This window comes from Streptosporangium sp. NPDC005286, from assembly GCF_040607515.1.
Lineage (GTDB): Bacteria > Actinomycetota > Actinomycetes > Streptosporangiales > Streptosporangiaceae > Streptosporangium.
Genome location: NZ_JBEXGU010000010.1, coordinates 1 through 24581, shown reverse-complemented (window position 1 = coordinate 24581; position 24581 = coordinate 1). Strand labels below are relative to the sequence as shown.

Sequence of the window (24581 nt, the reverse complement as noted above, 5' to 3'; positions counted from 1 at the left end):
GAGCCAGGAGACTCCGATCACACCCCCGGAATGCTGGATGATCTCAGCGGGTTCCACGGCCACCTCTTAGTACTTCAGCAGGTTCGCGTCGTCCACCGACGCGGACCTGCGGGTTCGGAAGATCATCACGATGATGGCGAGGCCGACGACGACCTCGGCCGCGGCCACCACCATCACGAAGAACGCGATGATCTGGCCGTCCAGGTTGCCCTGCTGCCTGGCGAAGGCGACGAACGCGAGGTTGCAGGCGTTGAGCATGAGCTCCACGCACATGAACACCACGATCGCGTTGCGCCGTACCAGCACGCCGATGGCGCCGATCGCGAACAGCAGCGCGGAGAGCACCAGGTAGTGAGTGGTCACTTGCCGTCCTCCTGCTGGGGCGCCGCGTCCTCCGCCTGGACGGGCTTGTCGCCTGAGTCGGAATCGCGATCCTGCGCCGCGTCCCTCTCCAGGACCTGCTTGATGAGCGCCGCCTTCACCGGGTCGGTCGGCGCGAAGCCGCCCTCCATCTCGTGCCTGGCGAGCACCCGGTTGATGGACTTGTCGGCGACCGTGCCGTCGGGCAGCAGGGCCGGCATGTCGATCGCGTTGTGCAGCGCGTAGGTGCCGGGTCCCGGCAGCGGCGAAGGCTGCGGGCCGTTGAACCGGGCGCGGGCCAGGTCACGCTGGGTGGCCTTGGGCCGGATGCGCTCGCGGTGCGCCAGCACCATCGCGCCGAGCGCGGCGGTGATCAGCAGCGCCGAGGTGACCTCGAAGGCGAAGACGTACCGCGTGAAGATCAGCTGTGCCAGGGAGGGCACGTTGCCGCCCGCGACCTTCGTGGCCTCGGCCAGGCCGGTGGGCGCGGCGAAGGTGGCGTTGCCGACCCCCAGGGCGAGCAGGAAGGCGAAGCCCAGGCCCGCGATCGCCGCCCAGACGCGCTGCCCCTTGATCGTCTCGACCAGCGAGTCGGCGGAGTCGACGCCGACGAGCATCAGGACGAACAGGAAGAGCATCATGACCGCGCCGGTGTAGACGATGATCTGCACCGCGGCGAGGAAGGGGGCGTCCTGTACCGCGTAGAGCACGGCCAGGGAGAGCATGACGACGCCCAGCATCAGGGCCGAGTAGACGGCCTTGCGGCTGAAGACGAGCCCGAGGGCGGCCGACACCGAGACGACCGCCAGGATCCAGAACGTGATGGTCTCACCCATTGTTGCGTCCCAGCCGGTAGTAGTCCTCTTCGGTCTCGCCGAGACGCATGGGGTGCGGCGGGACCTCCATGCCGGGACCGAGCGGTGCGAGCAGCATTTCCTTGGTGTAGATCAGGCTCTCACGGCTGGTGTCGGCGAGCTCGTACTCGTTGGTCATCGTCAGCGCCCGTGTCGGGCAGGCTTCGATGCACAGGCCGCACAGGATGCACCGCAGATAGTTGATCTGGTAGGTGCGCCCATAGCGCTCACCGGGTGAGAACCGTGCCTCATCGGTGTTGTCGGCCCCCTCGACGAAGATCGCGTCGGCCGGGCAGGCCCAGGCGCACAGCTCGCAGCCGACGCACTTCTCCAGGCCGTCGGGCCAGCGGTTGAGCTGGTGCCGGCCGTGGAAGCGCGGCGCCGTGGGCCGCTTCTCCTCGGGGTAGTTGACCGTCTCGACCTTCTTGAACATCGTGTGGAAGGTCACGCCGAATCCCTTGATGGGATTCAGCCAATCAGTTGCTCCCACTGGGAACCTCCTTGCGCTCTACCCCGTGGTAGTGCGGCAGGTCGAGCGGCGGCACAGGGAAGCCACCCGCGGTCGGCTCGGCTTGGAGTTGCTCGAACTCGGCTTCGACCAGTGCGGCCTTGGCCTCCTTGCGCTTCTGCAGCACGCTGTCGAAGCGCCACCAGATCCCGAGGCAGCCGATCATCACGATCGCGGCCAGGATGAGCACGAGCGACCGGTTGACGTTTTCGAGCTGCAGGGCCCTGACCGTGGCCACGAGCAGGATCCAGGCCAGGTTGATCGGGATGAGGACCTTCCAGCCGAGGGCCATGAGCTGGTCGTACCTGATGCGCGGCAGCGAGGCGCGGCACCAGACGAAGAAGCCGAAGACCAGCACCATCTTGGCGAAGAACCAGAGCAGCGGCCACCAGCCGGTGTTCGCGCCGTCCCACATGGAGATCGGCCACGGGGCACGCCAGCCGCCCATGAACAGGGTGATGGACACCGCGGAGACCACGAAGACGTTGACGTACTCCGCGAGCATGATGATCGCGAACTTCAGCGAGTTGGAGTACTCGGTCTGGAAGCCGCCGACCAGCTCGCCCTCACCCTCGGGCAGGTCGAAGGGGACCCGGTTGGTCTCGCCCAGCATCGTGACGATGTAGATCAGGAAGGACGGGATCAGCAGGATCATGTACCAGGAGGGCATCGGGATCTCCAGGCCGCCCAGCGTGAACACCCCGCCCTTGGCCTGTGCCGCGACGATCTCCGAGGTGGAGAGCGTCCCGGCGAACAGGAACACGCCCACGAACGACAGGCCCATCGCGATCTCGTACGAGACCACCTGGGCGCTGGCCCGCAGGCCGCCGAGGATCGAGTACGGGGAGCGTGAGCCCCAGCCCGCCAGCACGATGCCGTACACGCCGATCGAGGCCATCGCCAGCACCAGCAGCACCGCGACCGGGAGGTCGGTGAGCTGCAGCGGCGTCTGGACACCGAACATCGACACCATCGGGCCCATCGGGATGACGGAGAAGGCCAGGAAGGCCGGTACCGCCAGGACGACCGGGGCGATGAAGTAGATCGCCTTGTCGACGGTCCGGGGCATCAGGTCTTCCTTGAGCCCCATCTTCAGGCCGTCGGCCACCGACTGGAGCAGCCCGAACTTGCCCGCCCGGTTGGGACCGTACCGGTTCTGCATGCGGGCGATGAGCTTGCGCTCGAACCACACGCCGAACAGCACGCCCAGCATCAGGACTATGAAGATGACGACGGCCTTGATGATGCTGATCCAGAGCGGGTCCTTGCCGAAGTCGGCAAGGGTCGGATCGGCCGCTAGAAGAGTCCGGGCATTCATTACCGCTCCTCGTTAGCTTCGCCGGCGGCGCTTACCTCGCCGGCCGTGGTGCTCTCGGCGGTGTTCACCGCGCCGACCCTGACCACATCACCGGCGACGGCGTGCAGGTCACGGGTGACCGAGCGACCTTCGGAGTTGGCCGGCAGCCACACCACCCGGTCGGGCAGGTCCGCGATCCGCACGGGCAGGCTCAATGAGCCGTGCTCGGTGCCGACGACCACCTCTCCACCCTCTACCAGGCCGCACTCGGCGGCGGTGGCCTCGGACACCAGCGCCACGCCGGGGCGGGCGGTGCCCGCCAGGTACGGCTCGCCCGCCTGCAGGCGGCCGTCGTCGAGCAGCAGGTGCCAGCTGGCCAGGACGGCCTCCCCCGCCCGCGGCCCGGCGGCGAGAGAGCCGCTCGCCTGGGGGGCCGCGGCCCTGGGGCCACGCCACGCGCCGATCGAGCCGATCTCGCGGCGGGCGGCGGCGGGGTCGGGCAGGCCGAGGTGCACGTCCATGGCGTCGGCGATCGCGGAGACGACCCGCAGGTCGCTCATGATCCCCGGAACCCCGAGCGCCTCCTCGAAGGAGCGCCCGCGCCCCTCCCAGTCGACGAAGGTGCCCGACTTCTCGGCCACCACGGCGACGGGGAACACCACGTCGGCGCGGTCGGTGACCGCGCTGGCGCGCTGCTCCAGGCTCACGATGAACGGGGTGTTCTCCAGGGCCAGCAGGGCCGCCTGCGGCGCGGCCAGGTCGTAGGGGTCGACACCCGCGACGACCAGGGCGTCGAGTTCTCCGTCGAGCGCCGCCGCCAGCATGGCGGTGGTGTCGCGGCCCTCGCCCTCGGGCAGCGAGGTGACGTCCCAGGCCCTGGCCACCTCGGCGCGGGCGGTCTCGTCCGCGACCGGGCGGCCGATGGGCAGCAGGTTCGGCAGCGCCCCGGCCTCGACGGCCCCGCGCTCACCGGCGCGGCGCGGGATCCAGGCCAGGCGGGCACCGCTGGAGTCGGCGAGCCGCAGCAGCGCCGACAGCGCGCCCGGCACGGTGGCGAGTCGCTCACCGGCCAGGATGATCGCTCCCGGCTGCCTGATCGCCTCGGCGGCCGTCACGTCGACGGCGGCCAGGTCGTCCAGGACGGCGGTCTCGGTGCCCGGCACCGCCGGAATCAGCGTGCCGCCCATCTTGGCCAGTCCGGGGCCGGCGAACGGCGCGACGGAGAAGACCTTCAGGCCCTTCTTGCGCCATGCCTTGCGCAGGCGCAGGAAGACGATCGGCGACTCCTCGTCGGGCTCGAAGCCCGCCAGGAGCACCGTCGGCGCCTTCTCCAGGTCGGCGTAGCGGACCTCGATGCCCTTGCCGGCGACGGCGTGCGCCAGGAAGCGCGCCTCCTCCTCGGAGTGCGGCCTGGCGCGGAAGTCGATGTCGTTCGTCCCGAGCGCGATCCGGGCGAACTTCGAGTACGCGTACGCCTCCTCGACGGTGACGCGACCGCCGACGAGCACGCCCGCGCGCCCGCGCGCCGCGGACAGGCCCTTGGCGGCGGCGGCGAACGCCTCCGGCCAGGAGGCCGGCACCAGGCGACCCTCCTCGTCACGGACGAGGGGGGTCTTCAGCCGGTCGGGCTGGGTCGCGTAGGTGAAGGCCCAGCGACCCTTGTCGCAGTTCCACTCCTCGTTGACCTCGGGGTCGTCCCCGGCCAGGCGGCGGGTGATCTTGCCGCGCCGGTGGTCGGCGCGCAGGGAGCAGCCGCTGGCGCAGTGCTCACAGGCGCTGGGCGTGGAGACCAGGTCGAACGGGCGGGCCTGGAAGCGGTAGGCGGCACCGGTCAGCGCGCCCACCGGGCAGATCTGCACCGTGTTGCCGGAGAAGTAGGACTCGAACGGGCGGCCGTCCGCGGCTCCGACCTGCTCCTTGGCCCCGCGCTCGAAGAAGTCGATGAGCGGGTCGCCGGCGATCTCGTCGGAGAAGCGGATGCAGCGCGCGCACTGGACGCAGCGCTCGCGGTCGAGCAGCACCTCCGAGGAGAGCGCGACCGGCTTTTCGAAGGTCCGCTTCTTCTCCACGAAGCGGCTCTCACCCTGGCCGTTGGACATGGCCTGGTTCTGCAGCGGGCACTCGCCGCCCTTGTCACAGACCGGGCAGTCCAGCGGGTGGTTCAGGAGCAGCAGCTCCATGACGCCGCGCTGCGCCTTCTCCGCGACCGGCGAGGTGAGCTGGGTCTGGACGACCATGCCCTCGGCGACCTCGATCGCGCAGGAGGGCTGCGGCTTGGGGAACCCCCGGCCGTTGCCCGCGTCGGGGATGTCCACCAGGCACTGGCGGCAGTTGGCGGCCGGGTCCAGCAGCGGGTGGTCGCAGAACCGGGGGATCTGGATGCCGAGCAGCTCGGCCGCCCGGATGATCAGCGTGCCCTTCGGGACGCTCACCTGGAAGCCGTCGATGGTGACGGTGACCAGGTTCACCGGCGCCTGCGCCGGGGTGGTGGCTTCGACGGTCATGGCGTCTCCTCCGTCGGCCTGGCGACCGAGACGGTGCTGTGCTTGCCGGTGGCCTTCCTGCGCGCGCTCACTTCGCCCCCCACACCGTGGACGGGGCGTGATCGAACGGGCAGCCGCCGATCTCGAAGTGCTTGAGGTATTCGTCGCGGAAGTACTTCACCGACGAGTGGATGGGGCTGGTGGCACCGTCACCCAGGGCGCAGAAGGAGCGGCCCAGGATGTTGTCGGCGATGTCGGTGATCGTGGTCAGGTCCTCTTCGGTGCCCTGCCCCTTCTCCAGCCGCTTGAGCACCTGCTTGAGCCAGTAGGTGCCCTCCCGGCAGGGGGTGCACTTGCCGCAGGACTCGTGCGCGTAGAACTCGGTCCAGCGGAGCACGGCGCGCACCACGCAGGTGGTCTCGTCGAAGATCTGCAGGGCCCGGGTGCCGAGCATCGAGCCCTTGGCGCCCACGGACTCGAAGTCCAGCGGGACGTCCAGGTGCTCGTCCGTGAAGATCGGGGTGCTCGACCCGCCCGGGGTCCAGAACTTGAGCCGGTGGCCCTCCCTGATGCCGCCGGACATCTCCAGCAGCTCGCGCAGCGTGATGCCGAGCGGAGCCTCGTACTGGCCGGGCCGGGTCACGTGGCCGCTCAGCGAGAAGATGCCGAAGCCCTTGGACTTCTCGGTGCCCATCCCGGCGAACCACTCGGCGCCGTTGGCGATGATCGAGGGAACACTCGCGACCGACTCGACGTTGTTGACCACGGTGGGCGAGGCGTAGAGACCCGCCACGGCGGGGAAGGGGGGCTTGAGCCGAGGTTGGCCGCGATGACCCTCCAGCGAGTCGAGCAGCGCCGTCTCCTCGCCACAGATGTAGGCACCCGCCCCGCTGTGCACGACGAGCTCCAGGTTGAAGCCGGTGCCGAAGAGGTCGGTGCCGAGGTAGCCCTTGGCGTACGCCTCGGCCACCGCCGCCTGCAGGCGGCGGATGACGTGCAGCACCTCGCCGCGCACGTAGATGAAGGCGTGGTTGGCCCGGATCGCGTACGCGGTGATGATGATGCCCTCGACCAGCGCGTGCGGGTTGGCCATCATCGTCGGGATGTCCTTGCACGTGCCGGGCTCGGACTCGTCGGCGTTGACCACCAGGTAGTGCGGCTTGCCGTCCCCCTGGGGGATGAAGCCCCACTTCATGCCGGTGGGGAAGCCCGCGCCGCCTCGGCCGCGCAGCCCGGAGTCCTTGACGACCTGGATGACCGCGTCGGGGTCCATGCCCAGCGCCTTCTTGGCCGCCGAGTAGTCGCCGTAGCCCTCCAGCGTGAAGGAGTTCGGCTGGTCCCAGTTCGCGGTGAGAACCGGGGTGAGAGTGGTCACTTCGTCTCCTCGCCTGGCAGCCCGTCGCTCCGTGACGAGACCGCGCCGTACCTGCCTGCTCGCCCGATCATGTTGACCTCGCGCCCGTTCACGCCTCGGGAGCCTTCCATCCGTTGGCCTTAGCGATCTTCAGGCCCTCCAGGGAGGGACCCACCGCCGAGGGGCCGTCACCGGCCAGGCCGTCGGGCAGGCCGGAGAGCACCCGCGAGGCCTCCTTGAACGTGCAGAGCTTCTTCGGGCCGCGGGTCGGCGAGGGCTCCTTGCCGTCCCTGAGGTCGTCGACGAGCTGCTTGGCCGAGTCCGGGGTCTGGTTGTCGAAGAACTCCCAGTTGACCATCATCACCGGGGCGAAGTCGCAGGCGGCGTTGCACTCCAGCCGCTCCAGCGAGATCTTCCCGTCCGGGGTCGCCTCGTCGTGACCGACACCGACGTGCTCGGAGAGCTCGTCCCAGATCTGGTCGCCGCCCATGACCGCGCAGAGCGTGTTGATGCACACGCCCACGTGGTACTGGCCCATCGGCCTGCGCTTGTACATCGTATAGAAGGTGGAGACGCCCACGACCTCGGCCTTGCTCAGCCCGAGCATCTCGGCGCAGAACTCGTGGCCGTCGTCGGAGACGTAGCCGTCCTCGGACTGCACCAGGTGCAGCAGGGGAAGCAGCGCCGACCGCGGCCTGGGGTAGCGGCCGATGATCTCCTTGGCGTCGCGCTCCAGGCGCTCGCGCACTTCCGGCGCGTACCCCTTGGTCATGGTCGCGCTCACCTCCTCGTTGCTCGACGGGGTGCTCTGCCCACCCACCGGCTCACCGCCGGCAACCGCTCTCTCGTCGGGCGCGCTCATCGGTCGACACCCCCCATCACCGGGTCGATCGAGGCCACCGCCGAGATGACGTCGGCGACCATGCCGCCCTCGCACGTCGCGGGCATGGCCTGCAGGTTCGTGAAGGACGGATCGCGGAAGTGTACGCGGTAGGGGCGGGTGCCACCGTCGCTGACCACGTGGGCGCCGAGCTCGCCGCGGGGCGACTCGACCGAGGCGTACGCCTGCCCCGCCGGGACCCTGAAGCCCTCGGTCACCAGCTTGAAGTGGTGGATCAGCGCCTCCATGGAGCCGCTCATGATGTGCGCGATGTGGTCGGGCGAGTTGCCCAGGCCGTCGGGGCCGAGCGCGAGCTGCGCGGGCCAGCCGATCTTCTTGTCGTCGACCATCACCCGGCCGCCCTTGAGCGGCCCCGAGAGGCGGTCCAGAGCCTGCTCAATGATCTTGAGCGACTCCTCCATCTCGGCCATCCGTACCAGGTAGCGGCCGTAGACGTCGGCGCTCTTCTCCGTCGGGACGTCGAACTCGTAGGTCTCGTAGCCGCAGTAGGGCTGTGACTTGCGCAGGTCCCACGGCAGGCCTGCGGCCCGCAGCATCGGACCGGTGACGCCCAGCGCCATGCAGCCGGTGAGGTCGAGGTAGGCGACGTCCTTGGTGCGGGCCAGGTAGACCGGGTTCGCGTCGAGCATCTTGCGCATGTCCTTGATGCGCCCCGGCATGACCTTGAGCAGCTCGCCGACCTTGTCGACGGCGCCGGCCGGCAGGTCGACGGAGACACCGCCGGGCCGGACGTAGGCCATGTTCATCCGCAGGCCGGTGATGTACTCCATCACGTCGAGCACCATCTCGCGCTCGCGGGACCCGAAGAGGAACGGCGTGGTCGCGCCCAGCTCCATGCCGAAGGTGCCGATGGCCACCATGTGCGAGGAGATCCGGGTGAGCTCCATCATCATCACGCGGATGGCCTGGGCCCGCTCGGGGACCCGGTCGGTGATACCGAGCAGCTTCTCGACGCCCATGCAGTAGGCGGTCTCGTTGAAGATCGGCGCCAGGTAGTCCATCCGGGTGACGAACGTCGTCCCCTGGGTCCACGTCCGGAACTCGAGGTTCTTCTCGATGCCGGTGTGCAGGTAGCCGATGACCGTGCGGGCCTCGGTGACCGTCTCGCCGTCCAGGTTCAGGATCAGGCGGAGCACGCCGTGCGTGGACGGGTGCTGGGGACCCATGTTGATGACGAGCTGCTCGTCCTGCTGGCCGGTGAGGGTCTCGACCAGTTCCGACCAGTCGTTGCCGGAGACGGTGTAGACCGTGCCCTCGGTGGCCTCGTCGTCAAAGGTGCTCACGTGTAAGACCTCCTCTGGTCCGGCGCGGGAATCTCGGCGCCGCGGTACTCGACCGGGATGCCGCCGAGCGGGTAGTCCTTGCGCTGGGGGTGGCCGTCCCAGTCGTCGGGCATCATGATGCGGGTCAGCGCCGGGTGTCCGTCGAAGACGATGCCGAAGAAGTCCCAGGTCTCGCGCTCGTGCCAGTCGTGCGTCGGGTAGACAGAGACCGTGGAGGGAATGTGCCGGTCGTCGTCGGGGCAGGAGACCTCGACGCGCAGGCGGCGGTTGTGCGTGATCGAGCACAGGTGGATCACCGCGTGCAGTTCCTGACCCGTCAGATGGGGGTAGTGCACGCCGGAGACGCCGAGCGAGAGCTCGAAGCGCAGGGCGGCGTCGTCGCGCAGTGCCCTGACCACGTCGAGCAGGCGCTCGCGCCTGACGTGGAAGGTCAGCTCGCCGCGGTCGACGACCACGCGCTCGACGGCGTCGGCGAAGTCGCCACCGAGGGCGCGCTCCAGCTCGTCGGCGACGGTGTCGAAGTACCCGCCGTACGGGCGGGGGGTGGAGAGCTCGGGCTTGCGCCGCACGACGAGGCGGCCGTAGCCCGAGGTGTCTCCGGTACCCGAGGTGCCGAACATGCCCAGGCGGGCGATGGGCTCCTCCGGGACCTCCGGGAGGTTTTCAGTGCTCATGTCGGTCGCCTACCGCTCCTCGTTCGCCGCGCGGGCCGCGGTGAATCCGCTTCGCGCCATCGGTCGCTCACCGCTTCTCATTTGGCGGTTCCCTGGTCGATCAGCGGCAACGTCCGCAGTGCCTGCAGTTCGAGCTCGTCGATCTGCTTGGCGCGATGCGCGCCGAACTTCGTGTTCTGGATCTTGTCGTGTAGCTTGACGATCGCGTCGACGAGCATCTCGGGCCTCGGCGGGCAACCGGGCAGGTAGATGTCGACGGGGACGACGTGGTCGACGCCCTGCACGATCGCGTAGTTGTTGAACATGCCGCCGCTGGAGGCGCAGACGCCCATGGCGATGACCCACTTGGGCTCGGCCATCTGGTCGTAGATCTGGCGCAGCACCGGGGCCATCTTCTGCGACAGCCGGCCCGCCACGATCATCAGGTCGGCCTGGCGCGGAGACGCCGAAGCGCGCTCCATGCCGAAGCGCGCCAGGTCGTGCTTGGGACCACCGGTGGACATCAGCTCGATGGCGCAGCAGGCAAGACCGAAGGTGGCCGGCCAGACGGAGTTCTTGCGTGCCCAGCCGGCGACCTGCTCGACCGTGCTGAGCATGAACCCGCTCGGAAGTTTCTCTTCAAGTCCCATATCTAGTCCCAGTCCAGACCCTTGCGGCGCCACACGTACGCGTAGGCCACGAGCACGGTGACGATGAACAGCACCATCTCGACCAGCCCGAACATCCCGAGCTGGTCGAACGCGACAGCCCACGGATAGAGGAAGATGATCTCGATGTCGAACACGATGAACAGCATCGCGGTGACCATGTACTTCAGCGGAAAGCGACCTCCGCCCACGGGCTGGGGCGTCGGCTCGATACCGCATTCGTAGGCGTCGAGTTTCGCGCGGTTCCAGCGCTTGGGACCGGTGAAGGGGGCGATCGTCACTGAGAAGACCGCAAATCCCGCCGCGAGAACGGCGAGCACCAGGATGGGTGCGTACAGCTCCATCGCTACGCCTCCTCTCCCATCTCCACGCGCGCCCGCGCGTAGCTCTGCATGTTGGTGTATTTCGAAAGTCTAGGCAGGACGATCATCGCCCCGGGTCCCAGGTGTTCGGCGTTCGTTGAGCTCATGCCGGTGGCGCCACCTTCGACAGGGCGTTGATGATGCGATCCGACGCATCACCCCGCCGGTCGGTGAGATTAGCAAGGAGTTTGAGAGCGAACCTCATCAGGCGGGGGTGCGGCAGCGCGTGACGCGTGGCGAAGTTCATCACACCACGGTGCCCGATGAGCTCGACGAAGCCCCGGCCGAGCGTGAAGTAGCCGCCGTAGGCGTCCTTCAGCGTCTGCGGGTAGGCTCGCAGCACACGTTCCCGCTGGGCGGGGGTGACCCTGCCCAGTGCCTGGACGATCATCTCGGCCGCGACGTGGCCGCTCTCCATCGCGTACGCGATGCCCTCGCCGTTGAACGGGTTGATCATCCCGCCGGCGTCGCCCACCAGCACCAGACCCCGGGTGTAGTGCGGCTGGCGGTTGAAGGCCATCGGCAGCGCGGCGCCCCTGATCGGGGCCGTCATGTTCTCCTCGACGTAGCCCCACTCGGCGGGCATGCCCTTCACCCAGCGCTTGAGCAGGTCGCGGTAGTCCATGCCCTTGAAGGACTCGCTGGTGTTCAGCAGCCCGAGGCCCACGTTGGACGTGCCGTCGCCGACGCCGAAGATCCAGCCGTAGCCGGGCAGCAGGGTGTCGCCGTCCCACAGCTCCAGCCAGGTCTCCAGGTAGTCGTCGTCATGGCGAGGGCTCTCGAAGTACGTCCGCACCGCGACGCCCATCGGGCGGTCCTCGCGCTTGTGCAGCCCCATGGCCAGGGAGATCCGGGTGGAGTTCCCGTCGGCGGCGACCACCAGCCGGGAACGGTAGGTGACCTCCTCGCCGTTCTGCCTGGCGAGGACGCCGACGATGTGCCCGCTGCGGTCGTCCAGGACCGGGGCCGTGACGTTGACCCCCTGCAGCAGGCGGACGCCCGCCCTGGCCGCGTTGCCGGCCAGGATCTCGTCGAAGTCCTGGCGGGTGCGGACCAGGCCGAAGTCGGGGTAGCTCGCCAGCTCAGGCCAGTCGAGCTCGAAGCGCATCCCGCCGCCGACCACGCGCAGGCCCTTGTTGCGGACCCAGCCGGGGGCGTCGATGTCGATCCCCATGGCGATGAGCTGCTTGACCGCTCGGGGCGTCAGCCCGTCGCCGCAGACTTTCTCGCGGGGGAAGGTGGTCTTCTCGAGCAGCAGGACGTCAAGTCCGGCCTGCGCGAGATGAAAAGCGGTTGTCGAACCGGCGGGCCCGGCGCCGACGACGATGACGTCGGCGTCAGCCTCAGCGACATTCCGCTGTCTGGCGGCTGGCACGGTCACGGGACCTGTCCTGTCCTACAAAATCTTTGGGGGCCTCGGGGTAAGGGGCCTTTCGATCCTTTGTGAAGGTCTTCACAAACTTGTCGGCCCGAAGTCTAACGCCTTTGCGGGGCAAAGTGTCAGGTGGGTACTGCTATCGCCTGCCAATCTTCTATGCGGGCTTATATCCGCGGTGGAGGGCCACGATGCCCAGCGTGAGATTGCGCCAGGCGACCCGTTCCCAGCCCGCTTCCTGGATGATCCTCGCCAGCCCCGCCTGGTCCGGCCAGGCCCTGATCGACTCCGCCAGATACTCGTAGGAGTCGTCGTTGGAACCGAAGAGCTTGGCTGCCTGCGGCATCAGCTTCATCAGGTACTGCGAGTATACGAGGTCGAAGGACCTCGGCGTCGGGTGCGAGAACTCCAGGATCACCAGGCGCGCACCCGGCTTGGCCACCCGATACATCTCGCGCAGCGCCTGGCCGGTGTCCTGCACGTTGCGCAGCGCCGTGGAGATCGTCACCGCGTCGAACACGTCGTCGGCGAAGGGCAGCCGCAGCGCGTCGCCCGCGACGAAGCTGACACCCCGCACTCCCCCGCCGGAAACGCCCGAGCCGCCCCTGCGCCTGACCCCGGTGCTCAGCATGCCGAGCGAGAAGTCCGAGGCGATCGCGCGGGCACCCAGCGAGGTGAACGAGTCGGTGGACGTGCCGGTGCCCGCACCGAGGTCGAGGACCAGCTCACCGGGGCCCGCGTCGACGGCCGCGGCGGTCGCCTTACGCCACAGCCGGACCTGGCCCAGGGAGATAACGTCGTTGACAAGGTCGTACCGCCGGGCCGTGCGATCGAACATCGCGGCGACCTCATGCGGCTGCTTGTCCAGAGAAGCGCGCGTCATGACACCAAGCCTAGGCCCGCCCCGACAATCCACGGAAAGTAGTCATTCGATTACCCGGAGCATGCTAAAAATTGTCAAATGTTTGCCAGAACCGCTTACCTGCCGGCCGCGGCCCTGATCCTGATGCTCCCCGGGACCGCCGCCGCCGGCACCACGGAGCACAGCAGGGTCGTCCTGACCGATCCGGTGAACAGCACTCCCCACGTGCTCGACGGGATCGTCAACGCCATCGCGCTGGTGGGCGGCACGGTGGTGGTCGGAGGCTCGTTCAGCGAGGTACGCGAGGCCCGGAGCACGAGGGTGCTGTCGCGCGACAACCTCTTCGCCTACGACCTGGCCACGGGGCGGGTGCTGCCCGGTTTCGCACCACGCCTCGACCGCCCGGTCCAGGCCCTGGCGGCGGGGGTGCACGACACCGTCTACGCGGGCGGCCGGTTCACGACGACCGACGAGACGCAGACGCGGGGTCTGGCCCTGCTCCGGCTGTCCGACGGATCCCCGGTGACCCGCTTCGGCGCCCAGGTCCGCGGCGGAACGGTCACCAGCCTGGCCAGGCTGGGCCGCCACCTCTACGTCGGCGGCGACTTCACCCGTGTCGGCCCCGTCGCCCTTACCGCACTGGCCAGGCTGGACGCCGTCACCGGCTCGGTCGACCCGACCTTCGCGATCAGGCCGGACGAGCCCAGGGGTGGCAGGACCAGGGTCCACGCGCTCTCCCTGAGCCACGGCAGGCTGGCGGTCGGCGGCGACTTCGCCACCCTCGACGGCCTGTCGCGCCCGCAGCTCGGCCTGATCGACGTCGCCGCGTCACCGGCCAAGGTCGCGCCCTGGCGGACCGGCGCCTACCGGGGCAGGTGCATGGCCGACTTTCCCAGCTACGTGCGGGGCCTGGACTTCGCCCCCGACGGGAGCTATCTCGCCGTCGTCACGACCGGCGGTCCCGGGGGGCGGGACAGGATGTGCGACACGGCCGCGCGCTTCGAGACCCGCGCCCGCGGCGAGGTACGACCCACCTGGGTGAACCACACCGGGGGCGACTCGTTGTACGCGGTGGCGGCGACGGGGGCGGCGGTCTACGTCGGCGGGCACCAGCGCTGGCTGGACAACCCGCTCGGCCACGACTCGGCGGGACCCGGAGCGGTGGCGCGCCCGGGAATCGGAGCGATCCACCCCCGCACCGGCAAGGCCCTGACATGGAACCCCACCCGGGAACGCGGAATCGGAGTCAAGGCATTCCTGGCACATCCTGGCGGATTACTCGTTGGTAGTGACACAACCCGGCTCGGTCACGAGTACCATGCCCGAGTCGGCATGTTCCCGTCGCCGCTCACTCCCGATTCTTAGTGATTCGCTCGCTTACCGCGTCCCGCTGCTTTGAGAGCAGGACGTAGCTGGCCACGCCGCTGACCAGGAATGCGGCGACAAGCAGGACCAGGGGCTGGCGCAGGCCGAGGATATAGAGCACTCCCAGGCTCACGGCGAGTAGACCGACCCGGGACGCGGTGTAAACGATGACGGGATGCACAACGTCGAGGCTACGTCACTCCGCTCATCGCCCAGGCATGACCCCGTGCTGACTGCGGGAGCGCCCTTCGCATTGACTGCGAGCGCTGCTAGTGTTCACAACAGACCAGTTTCGTAAAGAAACACCCACGAGAGTCCCAAAGAGGCTCTATCATATAACAATCGGGCAGGCAGTAGATAACAACCCGTGATCTTTGTTGAAAACCACGGATAAATCAGGCTTCGCTCGGCACACTGGTTACCTGTCCGCCCGCTGGCAGGAAGCGGGATGCGAGGGGGAGAGATTGTGGAGAGTAGCAGCGAGCGTCTGCTGACGCCCGGAGAGGTTGCCGCCCTCTTCCGGGTCGACCCAAAGACGGTTACACGCTGGGCCGCGGCAGGCCGCATCAGCAGCATCCGTACCCCCGGAGGGCACCGGCGTTTCCGCGAGTCGGAAGTGCACGCCCTTCTGCGTGGAGAGGACGTCTTGACGGCCGAACGGCCTGCAGGCGAGTCCCCGCGCGTCTGACGACTTAGGACGTCACACCATCGGTGATCCTGCGCGCCTTACCCGGAAGCCGCAGGGTCACCGTGGAGTCGTGTGAAATGCCACACGACACGGACGGTGACCACACCCGTACCTGAACCGGCCTAGGTCTCCTGCTCGGCCTTGAAAGCCAGGAACTCCCGCTCCAGGTCGTCGTTCTCCGCCAACCAGCGCCGCCGCCGCTCTGCCCACTCCTCCTCGGTGAGCGACTCGGCCAGCCAGCGGTCATAGTCGGGATCCCCCGGAGACACCTCGACATAGGCGTTGCCGATCAGACGCCCGTCATCGCCGGCCAGGGTCTGCGGAACGCGCAGAGTACCGTCAGCGAGCCTGACGACGTACATCCCAGATCACCTAGATTCCGTAGCGCCGGTTGAAGAACAACATGACGTTGAGCGCCATTCGCGTGTCGCCGCCCAGCATGTCGACCAGCGCGGGGCGCTGCCGGGAGACGATCGCGGCGAAGGCATCGGCGAAGAACTCCTTGCGGCCCAGGTCGCCCGGCTGGAGATGGAACCCCGAGGCCAGCACGGGAACGCACTGGGCGTAGAGGGCGGCGAACTCCGGGCAGTCGGAGACCCAGTCGCCGTGGGGGGCATCCACATCGTCCAGGGCATGTCCGACCTCGTGCATCATCACGTCGGGGGTGGGCGAGGGGCGATCTCCCACCACGATCTTGCGGTCGCCGTACGCTCCCGCGCAGACGTCCCAGGTCGCCCGGCCCGAGGGCAGCGGCGCACCGCGCAGGTATCCCATGTCGTCCAGGTCGGGCACCCCGCCCGCGCCGACGTAGATGCCGTCGAGACCGTCGGCCAGCTTGTCCTTCAGCAGGTCGGGCAACCTGGCCAGGCTCTCCACCGCCCGCACGACCTCCGGAGGCGGGATCTCCCACCGCGAGTCCCACTGACGGTGCAGAATGCGCTCCAGGCGCCCGCAGTGGCGCAGGCCGTCACCCAGATCCGGGGTGTCCGGAGAGTTGGGCTGTGCCCGGGGACGCTCGTCGTCGAGCTCGAAGTCCTTCCAGGTGTACTGCGGGCGGTCGACCACCGGGGCCGTGACCGCCCCGAACCGGCGCTCCGCTTCGCGGGGAACCTCACGGGGAACCTCGCGGGAAACCTCACGCGGAGCTTCCCGCACAGCACTCTCCGCACGCGCGGCCGGACCTCGCTGCCACCACCGCCGTCGATGGCGGCCCTTGTCGCCCGATTGTGCCATCACACCCCCTGGGGAAGTGTCAACGGGTTCTACGTTAACCGGGTGAGCCCTCGCCAGTCATCCGTAACGGAGGGCTGACCGCAACTGGGCTCACAATGGCTTACAGTTCGGGCATGCCCCTGCTTGTCGGTCTGGCGATATTCGCCTTCTGGCTCTACTGCCTGTTCGACGTCATCACCACGCCGGACGAGGAGTCCAGAAACCTGCCCAAGCTCCTCTGGGTGCTCATCGTGGTGCTGCTGCTGGCCGTCGGAGGGCTCTTCTGGCTGCTGCTCGGCCGGCCGTACGGCCCCAGGGCGCCCCGCTCGCTCCTGGCGGAGGACATGCCACAGCGCCCCGAGGCCCCGAAGGGCCCCGACGACGACCCCGACTTCCTCAAGGACCTCGACCGCCGCCTGCGCGACGAGGACTGACGACGACTGACCGGCCGATGTGGCCGGTCAGCCGGGGCTCGGCGCCGGACTCAGGGAACCTCGGCGTAGGAGTGCAGGCCCCCGAAGAAGATGTTCACCCCGACCAGGTTGAACAGCAGGCAGGCGCAGGCGACGAGCTGCACGATCGTGGCGGCCTTGCCCTTCCAGCCCGCGGTGGCCCTGGCGTGCAGGTAGGCGGCGTAGACGACCCAGGTGATGAACGCCCAGACCTCCTTGGGGTCCCAGCCCCAGTAGCGGCCCCAGGCCTTGTCCGCCCAGAGCGCCCCGGCGATGACGGCGAAGGTCCAGATCGGGAAGCCGATCACGATGGCCCGGTGCGCGACCCGCTCCAACTGCGGCCGGGACGGCAGCAGGACCGCGGTGTCCTTCCTGACCAGATAGAGGATGCCGGCGATCCCGGCCATCAGGAACAGGCCGCTGGCGACGATCGCCGCCGACACGTGGATCAGGACCCAGTAGCTGTTGAGCGCGGGCACCACCGGACCGGCCTGCACCTCCAGGTACCGGACCGCGAAGCCGAGCCCGAGAGCAGCCGTGACCATGACGAACGCGCCGAGGAAGCGGACCCGGTAGCGGAGGTTCGTGAACAGGAACGCGCTCACCGCCGCGAAGCACATCGCGACCACGAACTCGTACATGTTGCCCCACGGCCACCGGTCCACGGCCAGGCCCCGGGTGAGGAGGGACCCGAGGTTCGCGGCCCAGCCGAGCCAACTCAGCCCGACGGCCACCGGCCCAACCCGCGTCGCCCAGGCACCGGGCGCCTTGTCAGTGGGACCTTCGCCCTCCACCGGGGCGGACTCCGGGGCGGCCGGGGCCGCACCACCACCGACGGTGGCGAGCGCGGGCTGCGCCGCCGCGCGGGCCGACACCCCCGCGGACCGGCCGAAGGCCAGGTCGAGGGCGTAGGCGATCATTGCGAAGACGTAGAGCAGCACCGTCGCCAAGATGAGCTGATCGCTCAGGGTGGCGAGGCCGGCATCGACCTCAACGGGCATCCTTAACTCCTGGGTTGGGAATTCCTGGGTTCAAAGCGGAGACGATCTCGGTGAACTCCTCGTCGAAATCGCCCCCCTCGGTACGCGTGAGGCCGCCCACCTCGACCTGCCGGCTCTCGCCCTCGGGCCGACCGGCCTCGTCGCGGACCCGTACCCACACCCTGCGGCGGCGGACGGTCAGGGCCAGCACGAGGCCGGCCACGGCGAGGACCGAGGCGACGAACGCCGGTATCCGGCCGGGATCGTGGGTGATCTGCAGGGCGATCCACTCCCTGACGCCGGTGAACTCGATGGAGCCCATACCGTCCGGGAGCGTGAGCTTCTCGTTGACCGCCAGCGGGTCCGCCTTCATGACCAGCGGCTTCATCTTCTTCAGGCTCTCCGGGTCGAGCTCGTAGACCGACTGCGGCCGGCCGTCCTTCAGGCCCAGATCACCGGCGAAGGCACCGTAGACCTGGGCCGTGGGGTTGGCGGCGCCGGGGAAGACCGACACCCACTCCGAGCCCACCGGGACCGTCGTCGGCAGGAAGCCGATCAGGAGACCGAGCTGCTCCGGCTGCGCGTCCGGGACCTTGATCACGCACTCGGAGGTGAAGTTGGCGGGCTGGACGACCAGGCAGGGCACCGGCCCGTCGAAGGCGACCTGGCCCTTGCCGTCGGTGATCCTGAAGGTCGGCGCGTACCCGTGGTCGATCAGGTAGCTCTGCGTGCCGTTGACGTTCAGCGGCTCGTTGACCTTGAGGACGTAGTCGCGCGCGGGGGCGCCGGGGGCGTCCTCGACCTTGAGCCTGGCCTCGAAGTCGAGGGGCTGCCCGGTCTTCTCGCCCTTCGCGATGTAGCTCGCCTGGAAGTCCTCGACCGTGAAGGAGAACGGCTCCAGCGACTCGGCGTTCACCTGCTGCCCCGGCATGTAGCGGTCGTAGGCCGCGACCGTGTTGGCGAACCCCTCGCCCTCCACGACCAGCACGTTGCCCCGGTAGCCGTAGAGCGTGCCGATCCCGACCGCGAGCAGCAGGCCGAGCAGGGACACGTGGAACAGCAGGTTGCCGGTCTCGCGCAGGTAGCCCTTCTCCCCGGCGACCCAGCCGGGCCCCGTGATCACCCGGAACCGCTTGGCACGCAGCGTGGCGGCGGCCTCCTCGACGGTCAGCGGGGCCTCGAAGGAGGCGTGCTGCGGCAGCCTGCCCAGGTTGCGCGGCGCCGCGGGCGGCTTCCTGCGCAGCTCCCGCAGGTGGGTCATGGTACGGGGGAGCACGCAGCCGATCAGGGACAGGAAGAGCAGAAGGTAGATCGCGGCGAACCAGGGCGCCCTGAACACGTCGAACAGCCAGAACCTGTCCAGCCACTCGGCGAGCCGGGGGCTGTCCTCGAAGTACTGGAAGACCTTGGCGTCGGAGACACCGCGCTGCGGCCAGATCGAGCCGGGAATGGACGCCAGGGCGAACAGGAACAGCAGGATCAGCGCGATCCGCATCGAGGTGAGCGTCCGCCAGAACCAGCGCGCCCAGCCCACGACCCCGATTCCCCCGGGCCGCCGTTCCTCGTTCTTCCCGTTCTTCCCGTTGGCCTCGGGACTGCTCGCGGCCACCGTCTCCGTCTGCGGCTCGGCCACCGCTCGCTCTCCCGTCCCAGGGTCGATGTGCCCCATCAGATCACCGGCTCGAATCCGCCGACCCAGCCCTGGATCGTCGCGACGAGCTGCTCCCAGAGCCCGGTGACGAGCAGGACGCCGACGACGACCAGCATGACGCCGCCCACCCGCGTGATCAGCTGTGAGTGTCGGCGTACCGCCTTGAAGGTCCGCAGAGCCCTGCTGTACGCCAGCCCGGCCACCACGAACGGCAGGCCGAGGCCGAGCGCGTACGCGAAGGCGAGTATCGCGCCGCGGCCGGCGCTGCCCTCGTTCAGGCCGAGGGTGAGCACGACCCCGAGGGTGGGGCCGATGCAGGGGGTCCAGCCCAGGCCGAACACCAGGCCGAGCAGGGGCGCCCCTGCCAGGCCCGCGGCCGGGAGCCGATGAATGCGGAAGTCGCGCTGCAGGCCGGGGATGACTCCCATGAAGGCCAGGCCGAGCACGATCGTGAGGGCGCCCAGCACCCGCGTGATGATCCCGGCGTTGCCGAACAGCATCGCGCCGAGCCCGCCGAAGAGCGCCCCTCCGGCCACGAACACGGCGGCGAACCCGAGGACGAACAGCACGATGCCCGCGACCATGCGCCCCCGCCTGGGGTCGGCGCTCATGCCGGTCACGTACGACAGGTAGCCGGGCACGAGCGGCAGCACGCACGGCGACAGGAACGACACCAGCCCGGCCGCGACCGCTATCGGCAGCGCCAGCGCCAGCGAACCGCTCGCGACGGTGCTCACGAGGTCAGCGCTCATCGCGGGCCCAGCCATCGCCCGGGGCCGTTATCTCTCATTACCGACCTTGGTCACGGCGTCGAGGAGGTCGTTGTACTTGACCGCGCCGAGTGCCCTGGCGGCGATCCTGCCCTGGCGGTCGATGATCAGCGTGGAGGGGATGGCCGCGGGCGGGACCGTGCCCTGGAAGGAGAGCGCGACCTTGCCCGGCTGGTCGAAGATGCTCGGGTAGCCGGACTTGTGGCTCCGTTCGAAGGCGAGCGCGTCGGCCTTGCGGTCCTTGAAGTCGATGCCGAGGAACTCCACACCGTCCGCCTTCGTCTTGGCGGAGATGTCCTTGAGCACCGGCGCCTCAGCCCGGCAGGGCGCGCACCAGGAGGCCCAGAAGTTGAGCACCACGACCTTGCCCTTGTGTGCGGCGAGCGTCGCGGTGCCCCCGTCGAGGGTCTCCCCCTCAACAGGCGGCGCGACCTTGCGGTCGGCGGCCTGGAAAAGGGTGATCTTGCCGTCGCCCGCGATGAACCGGGTGTCGCCGGTCTGCGGCTGCGCCCCCTGGTTTCCGGCGCATCCGGCCACGGCGATGAGCAGCGCGACGGCGGCAAAGGATTGTGCGCGCATGGATGACGGAGGCTCCCTGTACTACAACCGGTAGAGCAATCACTCTACCGGCGGGGTCAGGCGCCCGGCACAGTGGGGCGTTTGACGAGTGCCGCCGCGGGCTCGCTGTACCCCACGCTGATCAGACGGTCCCCCTCGAAGGCGAAGCTGGTGAGGCTGGCCAGAGCGCACTGCCTGCGGCGCGGGTCGTGCGGCAGGCGCCTGCCCTCAGCGGCGAGCCGGATGATCCAGATCGGGAGCTGGTGGCTCACCATGATCGCCTCATGGCCGCGCGCCGCCCTGCGCGCGGCGTTGATCGCGCCGCTCATCCGGTTGACCAGGTGGCTGTAGCGCTCTCCCCAGGAGGGGCGGAGCGGGTTCCACAGGTAGCGGTAGAAGCGCGGGTTGCGGAAGACACCGTCTCCTCCGCCGACGGAGAGACCCTCGAAGATGTTCTCGGCCTCGATCAGCCGCTCGTCGAGCGTGACGTCCAGGTGGAAGGTCGCGGCGAGCGGGGCGGCGGTCTCCTGGGCGCGCTCCAGCGGGGAGGAGAACAGCGCGACGACGTCGCGGCCGGCGACCGCCTTGGCCACCGTCTCGGCCATCTGCACGCCGTTGTCGGAGAGGTGGTAGTCGGGAAGCCTGCCGTACAGGACGTTAGCGGGATTGTGCACCTCACCGTGGCGCAGGAGGTGAACGACGGTGGTCTCAGCCATGGTTCCGCCAGCCTACCCACAGCTACCGGCCCACAGCCGGTCAGGTGGACCACTGGGAGCGCGTGGCGAAGGCGAGTAGGGTCTGGGGCGTTTGTGGCTAAGGTTCCGCGGTCCGGCGGTCCGGAAAGGTCCCCCGTGAGCCTGTTCGCCCTCGCCCTCATCCTCACCTCGGCCGTCGCCCATGCCTGCTGGAACCTGCTGAGCAAGCAGGCGGCCGACGCCGACGGCGTCGTCTTCGTCTGGATGGTGGCCGCCGCGTCCACGGTGGTCTGGACCCCGGTCGCGCTCGGCTATCTCCTCCTCGGCGGCACCGGTCTCTCGTGGGCCGACCTCGGGGTGATCGCCGCGAGCACCACGCTGCACCTGGGCTACTTCATGTTCCTCCAGCGTGGCTACCGGCACGGTGACCTGTCGATGGTCTACCCGATCGCCCGAGGCACCGGACCGCTGCTGGCCAGCCTGGTCGCCGTCCTGTTCCTGGGTGAGCGACCCGGCCTGGCGGGCATCGCGGGGATCGGTCTGATCGGGGTGGGTGTCTTCCTGCTCAGCATGGCGCGCAGGCCCAGCCGCCGGGATCTGAGCGGCATCGGGTTCGGGCTGGCCACCGGAGTGTTCATCGCGGCGTACACCGTCTGGGACAAGCAGGTGGTGAGCGCCTTCGCGGTCGCGCCGATCCTGCTCAACTACTTCGGCGACTTCGGCCGCACCCTCGTGCTGACCGCACCGGTGCTCGGCGGCCACCGCCGGGCTCTGGTCCTGCCCGTCTGGCGCGAGCACTGGACGCGGGTGCTCGGCGCGGCGGTGCTGATGCCGCTCTCCTACCTGCTGGCGCTGACCGCGTTCACCTTCTCGCCGATCAGCGCGGTGGCCCCGGTACGGGAGGTCAGCGTGCTCGTCGCGGTGCTGCTCGGCGGCAGGCTGCTGGCCGAGGGCGACCTGACCAGGCGGCTGCTGGCCGCCTGCGTCATCGTCGGCGGCGTGGTGACGATCGCCATCAGCTAGGCCTTGTCCCTTGGACGCCCTTTGCAGGTCCTTGGATCCGCTGCCTGCCACGGTCCCCGGGCACGTCTTCGGCCTCACGGGACGGCGCACCTGGCGCGGTGACCGCGAATCCTCACTCGACCGGGTGAACGTTCCCGGCCAGGACGGTGGACGGCGCCCCGACGGACTCGGAGATGGGGATGTGGAAATCGGCGGAGACGGCCTTCAGCGCCTCGACCGCGGCACGGATCGCCGGGCGGCGGGCCGCGTCACTGCGCCAGAGCGCATAAAGCCTGCGGGTCGGGCGCGACCTGATCGGGACGACCCGCACCCCGGAGGGGACGAAGTCACGACCCAGCCGGGGAATGATCGCGCACCCCTGCCCGGCCGAGACGAGGGCCATCTGGGTGGGGTACTCATCCGCCATGCAGGCGATGTCCGGCTCCACCTCGGCCGAGCGCAGCGTGTAGACCAGCCAGTCGTGGCAGACCGTGCCCGGTGAGGAGCTGATCCACTGCTCCCCGGACAGCTCGGCCAGCTCGATCTCGGAGCGGTCCGCCAGCGGGTGGGTCGCGGGCAGGATCGCGTCGGCGATGTCGTCGAAGAGCGTCGCCCGGGACAGCCCCTCGGAGATCGCCAGCGGGCGGTTCATCCAGTCCTGGATCACCGCGAGGTCGAGCTCTCCCCTGGCCACCTCGCGGATCTGCCGCGAGGGCTCGCGTTCCATGAGCTGGAGCCTCAGGTCGGGGTGGCGGGTACGCAGCAGGGCCAGCGCGGCGGGCATCAGCCCCCTGGCCGCCGTGGGGAAGGCGCCGATGCAGAGCCGCCCCACGACCTGCCCTCGCAGTGCCTCGAAGTCGGCCTCCGCCGTCTCGACCAGCGCGAGGATGCGCCCGGCGTGGTCGGCGAGCAGCCCCGCCGCGTCGGTCAGCCGCACCCCGCGCCCGTTGCGCTCCAGCAGGGTCGCGCCGGTCTCCCGTTCCAGCTTGGCGAGCTGCTGGGAGACCGCGGAGGGGGTGACCATGAGCGCCTCGGCCGCCGCGCCCACCGATCCGTAGACGGAGACCGCGTGCAGCGCCTTGAGCCGATTGAGATCCAACACATAAGCAACTCTAAACGACATAAACCAGAAATTCTCACTTGTGCTGAAATATCGCTGAAAACGACGATGGATGTATGCGTACCCGGCACCTCCTCCTCGCCATCGGCCTCACCGCCCTCTGGGGCTTCAACTTCGTCGTCATGGAGGTCGGGCTCCGGCACTTTCCACCGCTGTTCTACGTGGCGCTGCGCTTCGCCCTGGCCGCCTTCCCCGCGCTGCTGTTCGTCGGCGGCCCCGGGGTGCCCTGGCGGAAGGTGCTCGTCGCCGGTGCCACACTCGGCATCGGCCAGTACACCCTGCTGCTGATGGGCATGCGGGCGGGCATGCCCGCCGGGCTGACCTCGCTCGTCGTCCAGGTTCAGGCGGTCTTCACCGCCGTCCTGGCCGTCGTGCTGCTGGGGGAGCGGCTCACCGCGCGGCGGATCACCGGCATGGCCGTCGCGCTCGCCGGCCTGGTGCTGATCGCCGCCGACCTGGGCACCGGCGGCCCCATCGGCGCGTTCCTGCTGGTCGTCGGCGCGGCGTTCTTCTGGAGCGTGGGCAACATCGCGGTCAGGAGCGCCGCCCCGCCCAGCTCGTTCCGCTTCATGGTCTGGATCAGCGCGGTCGCGACCCTGCCCATGCTGGCCCTGTCCCTGCTGGTGGAGGGTGTTCCCCGGCTGGAGTTCTCGGTGGAGGGGAGCCTGTCCGTGCTCTACGTGGCACTGATCTCCACCCTCGGTGGTTTCGGCATCTGGGGCTTCCTGCTCCAGCGCTACGACGCCTCGGTGGTCGCGCCTTCCGCCCTGCTCGTCCCGGTCTTCGGCATGTCCTCGGCCGCCCTGTTCACCGGCGAGCCCGTCTCCGGCCTCAAACTCGCCGCCGCCACCCTGATCATCTCCGGCGTCCTCTACGCGAGCACCCGAGCCCGTACGACCGCCGCGCGAGTCCGCCCCCCCGCCCTCACAACCAGAAGCTGACCGCGACGACCAGGGGGACCACCAGGATGATCGCCCCGACGGTCAGGAACAGCACGCCGAGGAGCACGCCTCTGCCGCCCACCCCGTCCAGGCGGGCGCGCTGGGGTCGCTCGGGGTCGTAGACCACCATGACCTGCTGGCCCGGACGGGCCGGCGGCGGGTTGGAGCCCAGATCCGACTCGGTCTC

The 24581-nt window shown here is 69.2% G+C and carries 28 protein-coding genes; 5 read left to right on the top strand and 23 right to left on the bottom strand.

What is annotated here, in order from left to right; translation table 11 throughout:
• Positions 1 to 66: 66 nt before the first annotated feature.
• From nuoK to ABZU75_RS06035, 13 genes are all read right to left on the bottom strand, one after another.
• Positions 67 to 363, bottom strand: coding sequence for an NADH-quinone oxidoreductase subunit NuoK (gene nuoK / locus ABZU75_RS06095; protein ID WP_350918451.1), 297 nt, complete (start codon positions 361 to 363; stop codon positions 67 to 69).
• Positions 360 to 1196 (bottom strand): NADH-quinone oxidoreductase subunit J, encoded by an 837-nt coding sequence (locus tag ABZU75_RS06090; protein WP_350918453.1) that lies wholly within the window; start codon positions 1194 to 1196, stop codon positions 360 to 362. The genes nuoK and ABZU75_RS06090 overlap by 4 nt, the downstream gene beginning before the upstream one ends.
• Positions 1189 to 1704, bottom strand: coding sequence for an NADH-quinone oxidoreductase subunit NuoI (nuoI, locus tag ABZU75_RS06085; RefSeq protein WP_350955372.1), 516 nt, complete (start codon positions 1702 to 1704; stop codon positions 1189 to 1191). The genes ABZU75_RS06090 and nuoI overlap by 8 nt, the downstream gene beginning before the upstream one ends.
• The gene (gene nuoH, locus ABZU75_RS06080) at positions 1691 to 3040 is read right to left on the bottom strand and encodes an NADH-quinone oxidoreductase subunit NuoH (RefSeq protein WP_355550003.1); all 1350 of its coding nucleotides are present in this window, start codon (positions 3038 to 3040) and stop codon (positions 1691 to 1693) included. The genes nuoI and nuoH overlap by 14 nt, the downstream gene beginning before the upstream one ends.
• Positions 3040 to 5523 (bottom strand): NADH-quinone oxidoreductase subunit G, encoded by a 2484-nt coding sequence (locus ABZU75_RS06075; RefSeq protein WP_355550001.1) that lies wholly within the window; start codon positions 5521 to 5523, stop codon positions 3040 to 3042. The genes nuoH and ABZU75_RS06075 overlap by 1 nt, the downstream gene beginning before the upstream one ends.
• Before the next feature lie 67 nt (positions 5524 to 5590).
• Entirely contained in the window at positions 5591 to 6877 is a 1287-nt protein-coding gene (nuoF, locus tag ABZU75_RS06070) for an NADH-quinone oxidoreductase subunit NuoF (RefSeq protein WP_350918465.1), read from the bottom strand.
• A gap of 88 nt (positions 6878 to 6965) precedes the next feature.
• Entirely contained in the window at positions 6966 to 7628 is a 663-nt protein-coding gene (nuoE, locus tag ABZU75_RS06065) for an NADH-quinone oxidoreductase subunit NuoE (RefSeq protein ID WP_355550147.1), read from the bottom strand.
• Positions 7629 to 7714: 86 nt separating this feature from the next.
• Complete coding sequence (locus ABZU75_RS06060) at positions 7715 to 8971, bottom strand: NADH-quinone oxidoreductase subunit D (protein ID WP_355550145.1); 1257 nt, start codon at positions 8969 to 8971, stop codon at positions 7715 to 7717.
• Between the two features lie 65 nt (positions 8972 to 9036).
• Positions 9037 to 9714 (bottom strand): NADH-quinone oxidoreductase subunit C, encoded by a 678-nt coding sequence (locus ABZU75_RS06055; protein WP_350918471.1) that lies wholly within the window; start codon positions 9712 to 9714, stop codon positions 9037 to 9039.
• 77 nt (positions 9715 to 9791) lie between these two features.
• Positions 9792 to 10343: an NADH-quinone oxidoreductase subunit B family protein gene (locus tag ABZU75_RS06050; protein WP_355549998.1), complete on the bottom strand. Its 552-nt coding sequence runs from the start codon at positions 10341 to 10343 to the stop codon at positions 9792 to 9794.
• 2 nt (positions 10344 to 10345) lie between these two features.
• Positions 10346 to 10705 (bottom strand): NADH-quinone oxidoreductase subunit A, encoded by a 360-nt coding sequence (locus ABZU75_RS06045; protein ID WP_350918475.1) that lies wholly within the window; start codon positions 10703 to 10705, stop codon positions 10346 to 10348.
• A 121-nt stretch (positions 10706 to 10826) separates the two neighbouring features.
• A complete protein-coding gene (locus ABZU75_RS06040; protein ID WP_355549996.1) occupies positions 10827 to 12104 on the bottom strand; it encodes a geranylgeranyl reductase family protein in 1278 nt (425 codons plus the stop codon).
• 151 nt (positions 12105 to 12255) lie between these two features.
• Positions 12256 to 12981 carry a demethylmenaquinone methyltransferase gene (locus ABZU75_RS06035; RefSeq protein ID WP_355549994.1) on the bottom strand — a complete coding sequence of 242 codons (726 nt, stop codon included), beginning with the start codon at positions 12979 to 12981 and terminating at the stop codon, positions 12256 to 12258.
• A gap of 78 nt (positions 12982 to 13059) precedes the next feature.
• On the opposite strand from ABZU75_RS06035, the gene ABZU75_RS06030 reads away from it, so the two are divergent.
• On the top strand, positions 13060 to 14325 hold the full coding sequence (locus ABZU75_RS06030) for a delta-60 repeat domain-containing protein (RefSeq protein WP_355549992.1): 1266 nt from the start codon (positions 13060 to 13062) through the stop codon (positions 14323 to 14325).
• Here ABZU75_RS06030 and ABZU75_RS06025 read toward each other — a convergent pair.
• Entirely contained in the window at positions 14309 to 14506 is a 198-nt protein-coding gene (locus tag ABZU75_RS06025) for a DUF4229 domain-containing protein (RefSeq protein ID WP_355549990.1), read from the bottom strand. The genes ABZU75_RS06030 and ABZU75_RS06025 overlap by 17 nt on opposite strands.
• 267 nt (positions 14507 to 14773) lie before the next feature.
• Here ABZU75_RS06025 and ABZU75_RS06020 point away from each other — a divergent pair, with 267 nt between their 5' ends.
• Positions 14774 to 15013 (top strand): BldC family transcriptional regulator, encoded by a 240-nt coding sequence (locus ABZU75_RS06020; protein WP_012887349.1) that lies wholly within the window; start codon positions 14774 to 14776, stop codon positions 15011 to 15013.
• A gap of 122 nt (positions 15014 to 15135) precedes the next feature.
• On the opposite strand, the gene ABZU75_RS06015 is transcribed toward ABZU75_RS06020, so the two are convergent.
• Both ABZU75_RS06015 and ABZU75_RS06010 read right to left on the bottom strand, forming a co-directional pair.
• On the bottom strand, positions 15136 to 15375 hold the full coding sequence (locus tag ABZU75_RS06015; protein WP_355549988.1) for a hypothetical protein: 240 nt from the start codon (positions 15373 to 15375) through the stop codon (positions 15136 to 15138).
• A gap of 10 nt (positions 15376 to 15385) precedes the next feature.
• Complete coding sequence (locus tag ABZU75_RS06010) at positions 15386 to 16168, bottom strand: hypothetical protein (protein WP_355549986.1); 783 nt, start codon at positions 16166 to 16168, stop codon at positions 15386 to 15388.
• A gap of 191 nt (positions 16169 to 16359) precedes the next feature.
• Between ABZU75_RS06010 and ABZU75_RS06005 the strand changes: the two genes are divergently transcribed.
• The gene (locus tag ABZU75_RS06005; protein ID WP_350955364.1) at positions 16360 to 16659 is read left to right on the top strand and encodes a PLDc N-terminal domain-containing protein; all 300 of its coding nucleotides are present in this window, start codon (positions 16360 to 16362) and stop codon (positions 16657 to 16659) included.
• Between the two features lie 50 nt (positions 16660 to 16709).
• Here the strand turns inward: ABZU75_RS06005 and ccsB are convergent, their stop codons facing one another.
• Genes ccsB through ABZU75_RS05980 form a run of 5 tightly spaced genes read right to left on the bottom strand, consistent with a single transcriptional unit; the run spans position 16710 to position 21352 of the window.
• Positions 16710 to 17678: a c-type cytochrome biogenesis protein CcsB gene (gene ccsB, locus ABZU75_RS06000; protein WP_355549983.1), complete on the bottom strand. Its 969-nt coding sequence runs from the start codon at positions 17676 to 17678 to the stop codon at positions 16710 to 16712.
• Positions 17668 to 19326 (bottom strand): cytochrome c biogenesis protein ResB, encoded by a 1659-nt coding sequence (locus tag ABZU75_RS05995; protein ID WP_355549981.1) that lies wholly within the window; start codon positions 19324 to 19326, stop codon positions 17668 to 17670. Before ABZU75_RS05995 ends, ccsB begins: the two co-directional genes overlap by 11 nt.
• The gene (locus ABZU75_RS05990; protein ID WP_355549979.1) at positions 19326 to 20060 is read right to left on the bottom strand and encodes a cytochrome c biogenesis protein CcdA; all 735 of its coding nucleotides are present in this window, start codon (positions 20058 to 20060) and stop codon (positions 19326 to 19328) included. Before ABZU75_RS05990 ends, ABZU75_RS05995 begins: the two co-directional genes overlap by 1 nt.
• A gap of 27 nt (positions 20061 to 20087) precedes the next feature.
• Complete coding sequence (locus ABZU75_RS05985) at positions 20088 to 20657, bottom strand: TlpA disulfide reductase family protein (RefSeq protein WP_355549977.1); 570 nt, start codon at positions 20655 to 20657, stop codon at positions 20088 to 20090.
• A 56-nt stretch (positions 20658 to 20713) separates the two neighbouring features.
• Positions 20714 to 21352, bottom strand: a complete 639-nt coding sequence (locus ABZU75_RS05980) for a histidine phosphatase family protein (RefSeq protein ID WP_355549975.1) — start codon at positions 21350 to 21352, stop codon at positions 20714 to 20716.
• Positions 21353 to 21487: 135 nt separating this feature from the next.
• On the opposite strand from ABZU75_RS05980, the gene ABZU75_RS05975 reads away from it, so the two are divergent.
• Positions 21488 to 22354, top strand: coding sequence for a DMT family transporter (locus ABZU75_RS05975; protein ID WP_355549973.1), 867 nt, complete (start codon positions 21488 to 21490; stop codon positions 22352 to 22354).
• 112 nt (positions 22355 to 22466) lie between these two features.
• On the opposite strand, the gene ABZU75_RS05970 is transcribed toward ABZU75_RS05975, so the two are convergent.
• Positions 22467 to 23435: a LysR family transcriptional regulator gene (locus tag ABZU75_RS05970; protein ID WP_355549971.1), complete on the bottom strand. Its 969-nt coding sequence runs from the start codon at positions 23433 to 23435 to the stop codon at positions 22467 to 22469.
• A 74-nt stretch (positions 23436 to 23509) separates the two neighbouring features.
• Between ABZU75_RS05970 and ABZU75_RS05965 the strand changes: the two genes are divergently transcribed.
• The gene (locus tag ABZU75_RS05965; RefSeq protein WP_355549968.1) at positions 23510 to 24394 is read left to right on the top strand and encodes an EamA family transporter; all 885 of its coding nucleotides are present in this window, start codon (positions 23510 to 23512) and stop codon (positions 24392 to 24394) included.
• On the opposite strand, the gene ABZU75_RS05960 is transcribed toward ABZU75_RS05965, so the two are convergent.
• Positions 24378 to 24581 (bottom strand): DUF3592 domain-containing protein (locus ABZU75_RS05960; protein ID WP_355549966.1); only part of this gene is annotated, 204 nt, incomplete at its 5' end. The genes ABZU75_RS05965 and ABZU75_RS05960 overlap by 17 nt on opposite strands.

Excerpts from the sequence above, each read along its gene's own strand:
- ABZU75_RS06090 (WP_350918453.1), bottom strand. The coding sequence starts at position 1,196 with ATGGGTGAGACCATCACGTTCTGGATCCTGGCGGTCGTCTCGGTGTCG.
- nuoH (WP_355550003.1), bottom strand. The coding sequence starts at position 3,040 with ATGAATGCCCGGACTCTTCTAGCGGCCGATCCGACCCTTGCCGACTTC.
- ABZU75_RS06075 (WP_355550001.1), bottom strand. The coding sequence starts at position 5,523 with ATGACCGTCGAAGCCACCACCCCGGCGCAGGCGCCGGTGAACCTGGTC.
- nuoE (WP_355550147.1), bottom strand. The coding sequence starts at position 7,628 with ATGACCAAGGGGTACGCGCCGGAAGTGCGCGAGCGCCTGGAGCGCGAC.
- ABZU75_RS06055 (WP_350918471.1), bottom strand. The coding sequence starts at position 9,714 with ATGAGCACTGAAAACCTCCCGGAGGTCCCGGAGGAGCCCATCGCCCGC.
- ABZU75_RS06050 (WP_355549998.1), bottom strand. The coding sequence starts at position 10,343 with ATGGGACTTGAAGAGAAACTTCCGAGCGGGTTCATGCTCAGCACGGTC.
- ABZU75_RS06045 (WP_350918475.1), bottom strand. The coding sequence starts at position 10,705 with ATGGAGCTGTACGCACCCATCCTGGTGCTCGCCGTTCTCGCGGCGGGA.
- ABZU75_RS06035 (WP_355549994.1), bottom strand. The coding sequence starts at position 12,981 with ATGACGCGCGCTTCTCTGGACAAGCAGCCGCATGAGGTCGCCGCGATG.
- ABZU75_RS06030 (WP_355549992.1), top strand. The coding sequence starts at position 13,060 with ATGTTTGCCAGAACCGCTTACCTGCCGGCCGCGGCCCTGATCCTGATG.
- ABZU75_RS06020 (WP_012887349.1), top strand. The coding sequence starts at position 14,774 with ATGCGAGGGGGAGAGATTGTGGAGAGTAGCAGCGAGCGTCTGCTGACG.
- ABZU75_RS06015 (WP_355549988.1), bottom strand. The coding sequence starts at position 15,375 with ATGTACGTCGTCAGGCTCGCTGACGGTACTCTGCGCGTTCCGCAGACC.
- ABZU75_RS06005 (WP_350955364.1), top strand. The coding sequence starts at position 16,360 with ATGCCCCTGCTTGTCGGTCTGGCGATATTCGCCTTCTGGCTCTACTGC.
- ccsB (WP_355549983.1), bottom strand. The coding sequence starts at position 17,678 with ATGCCCGTTGAGGTCGATGCCGGCCTCGCCACCCTGAGCGATCAGCTC.
- ABZU75_RS05995 (WP_355549981.1), bottom strand. The coding sequence starts at position 19,326 with ATGGGGCACATCGACCCTGGGACGGGAGAGCGAGCGGTGGCCGAGCCG.
- ABZU75_RS05990 (WP_355549979.1), bottom strand. The coding sequence starts at position 20,060 with ATGAGCGCTGACCTCGTGAGCACCGTCGCGAGCGGTTCGCTGGCGCTG.
- ABZU75_RS05985 (WP_355549977.1), bottom strand. The coding sequence starts at position 20,657 with ATGCGCGCACAATCCTTTGCCGCCGTCGCGCTGCTCATCGCCGTGGCC.
- ABZU75_RS05980 (WP_355549975.1), bottom strand. The coding sequence starts at position 21,352 with ATGGCTGAGACCACCGTCGTTCACCTCCTGCGCCACGGTGAGGTGCAC.
- ABZU75_RS05965 (WP_355549968.1), top strand. The coding sequence starts at position 23,510 with ATGCGTACCCGGCACCTCCTCCTCGCCATCGGCCTCACCGCCCTCTGG.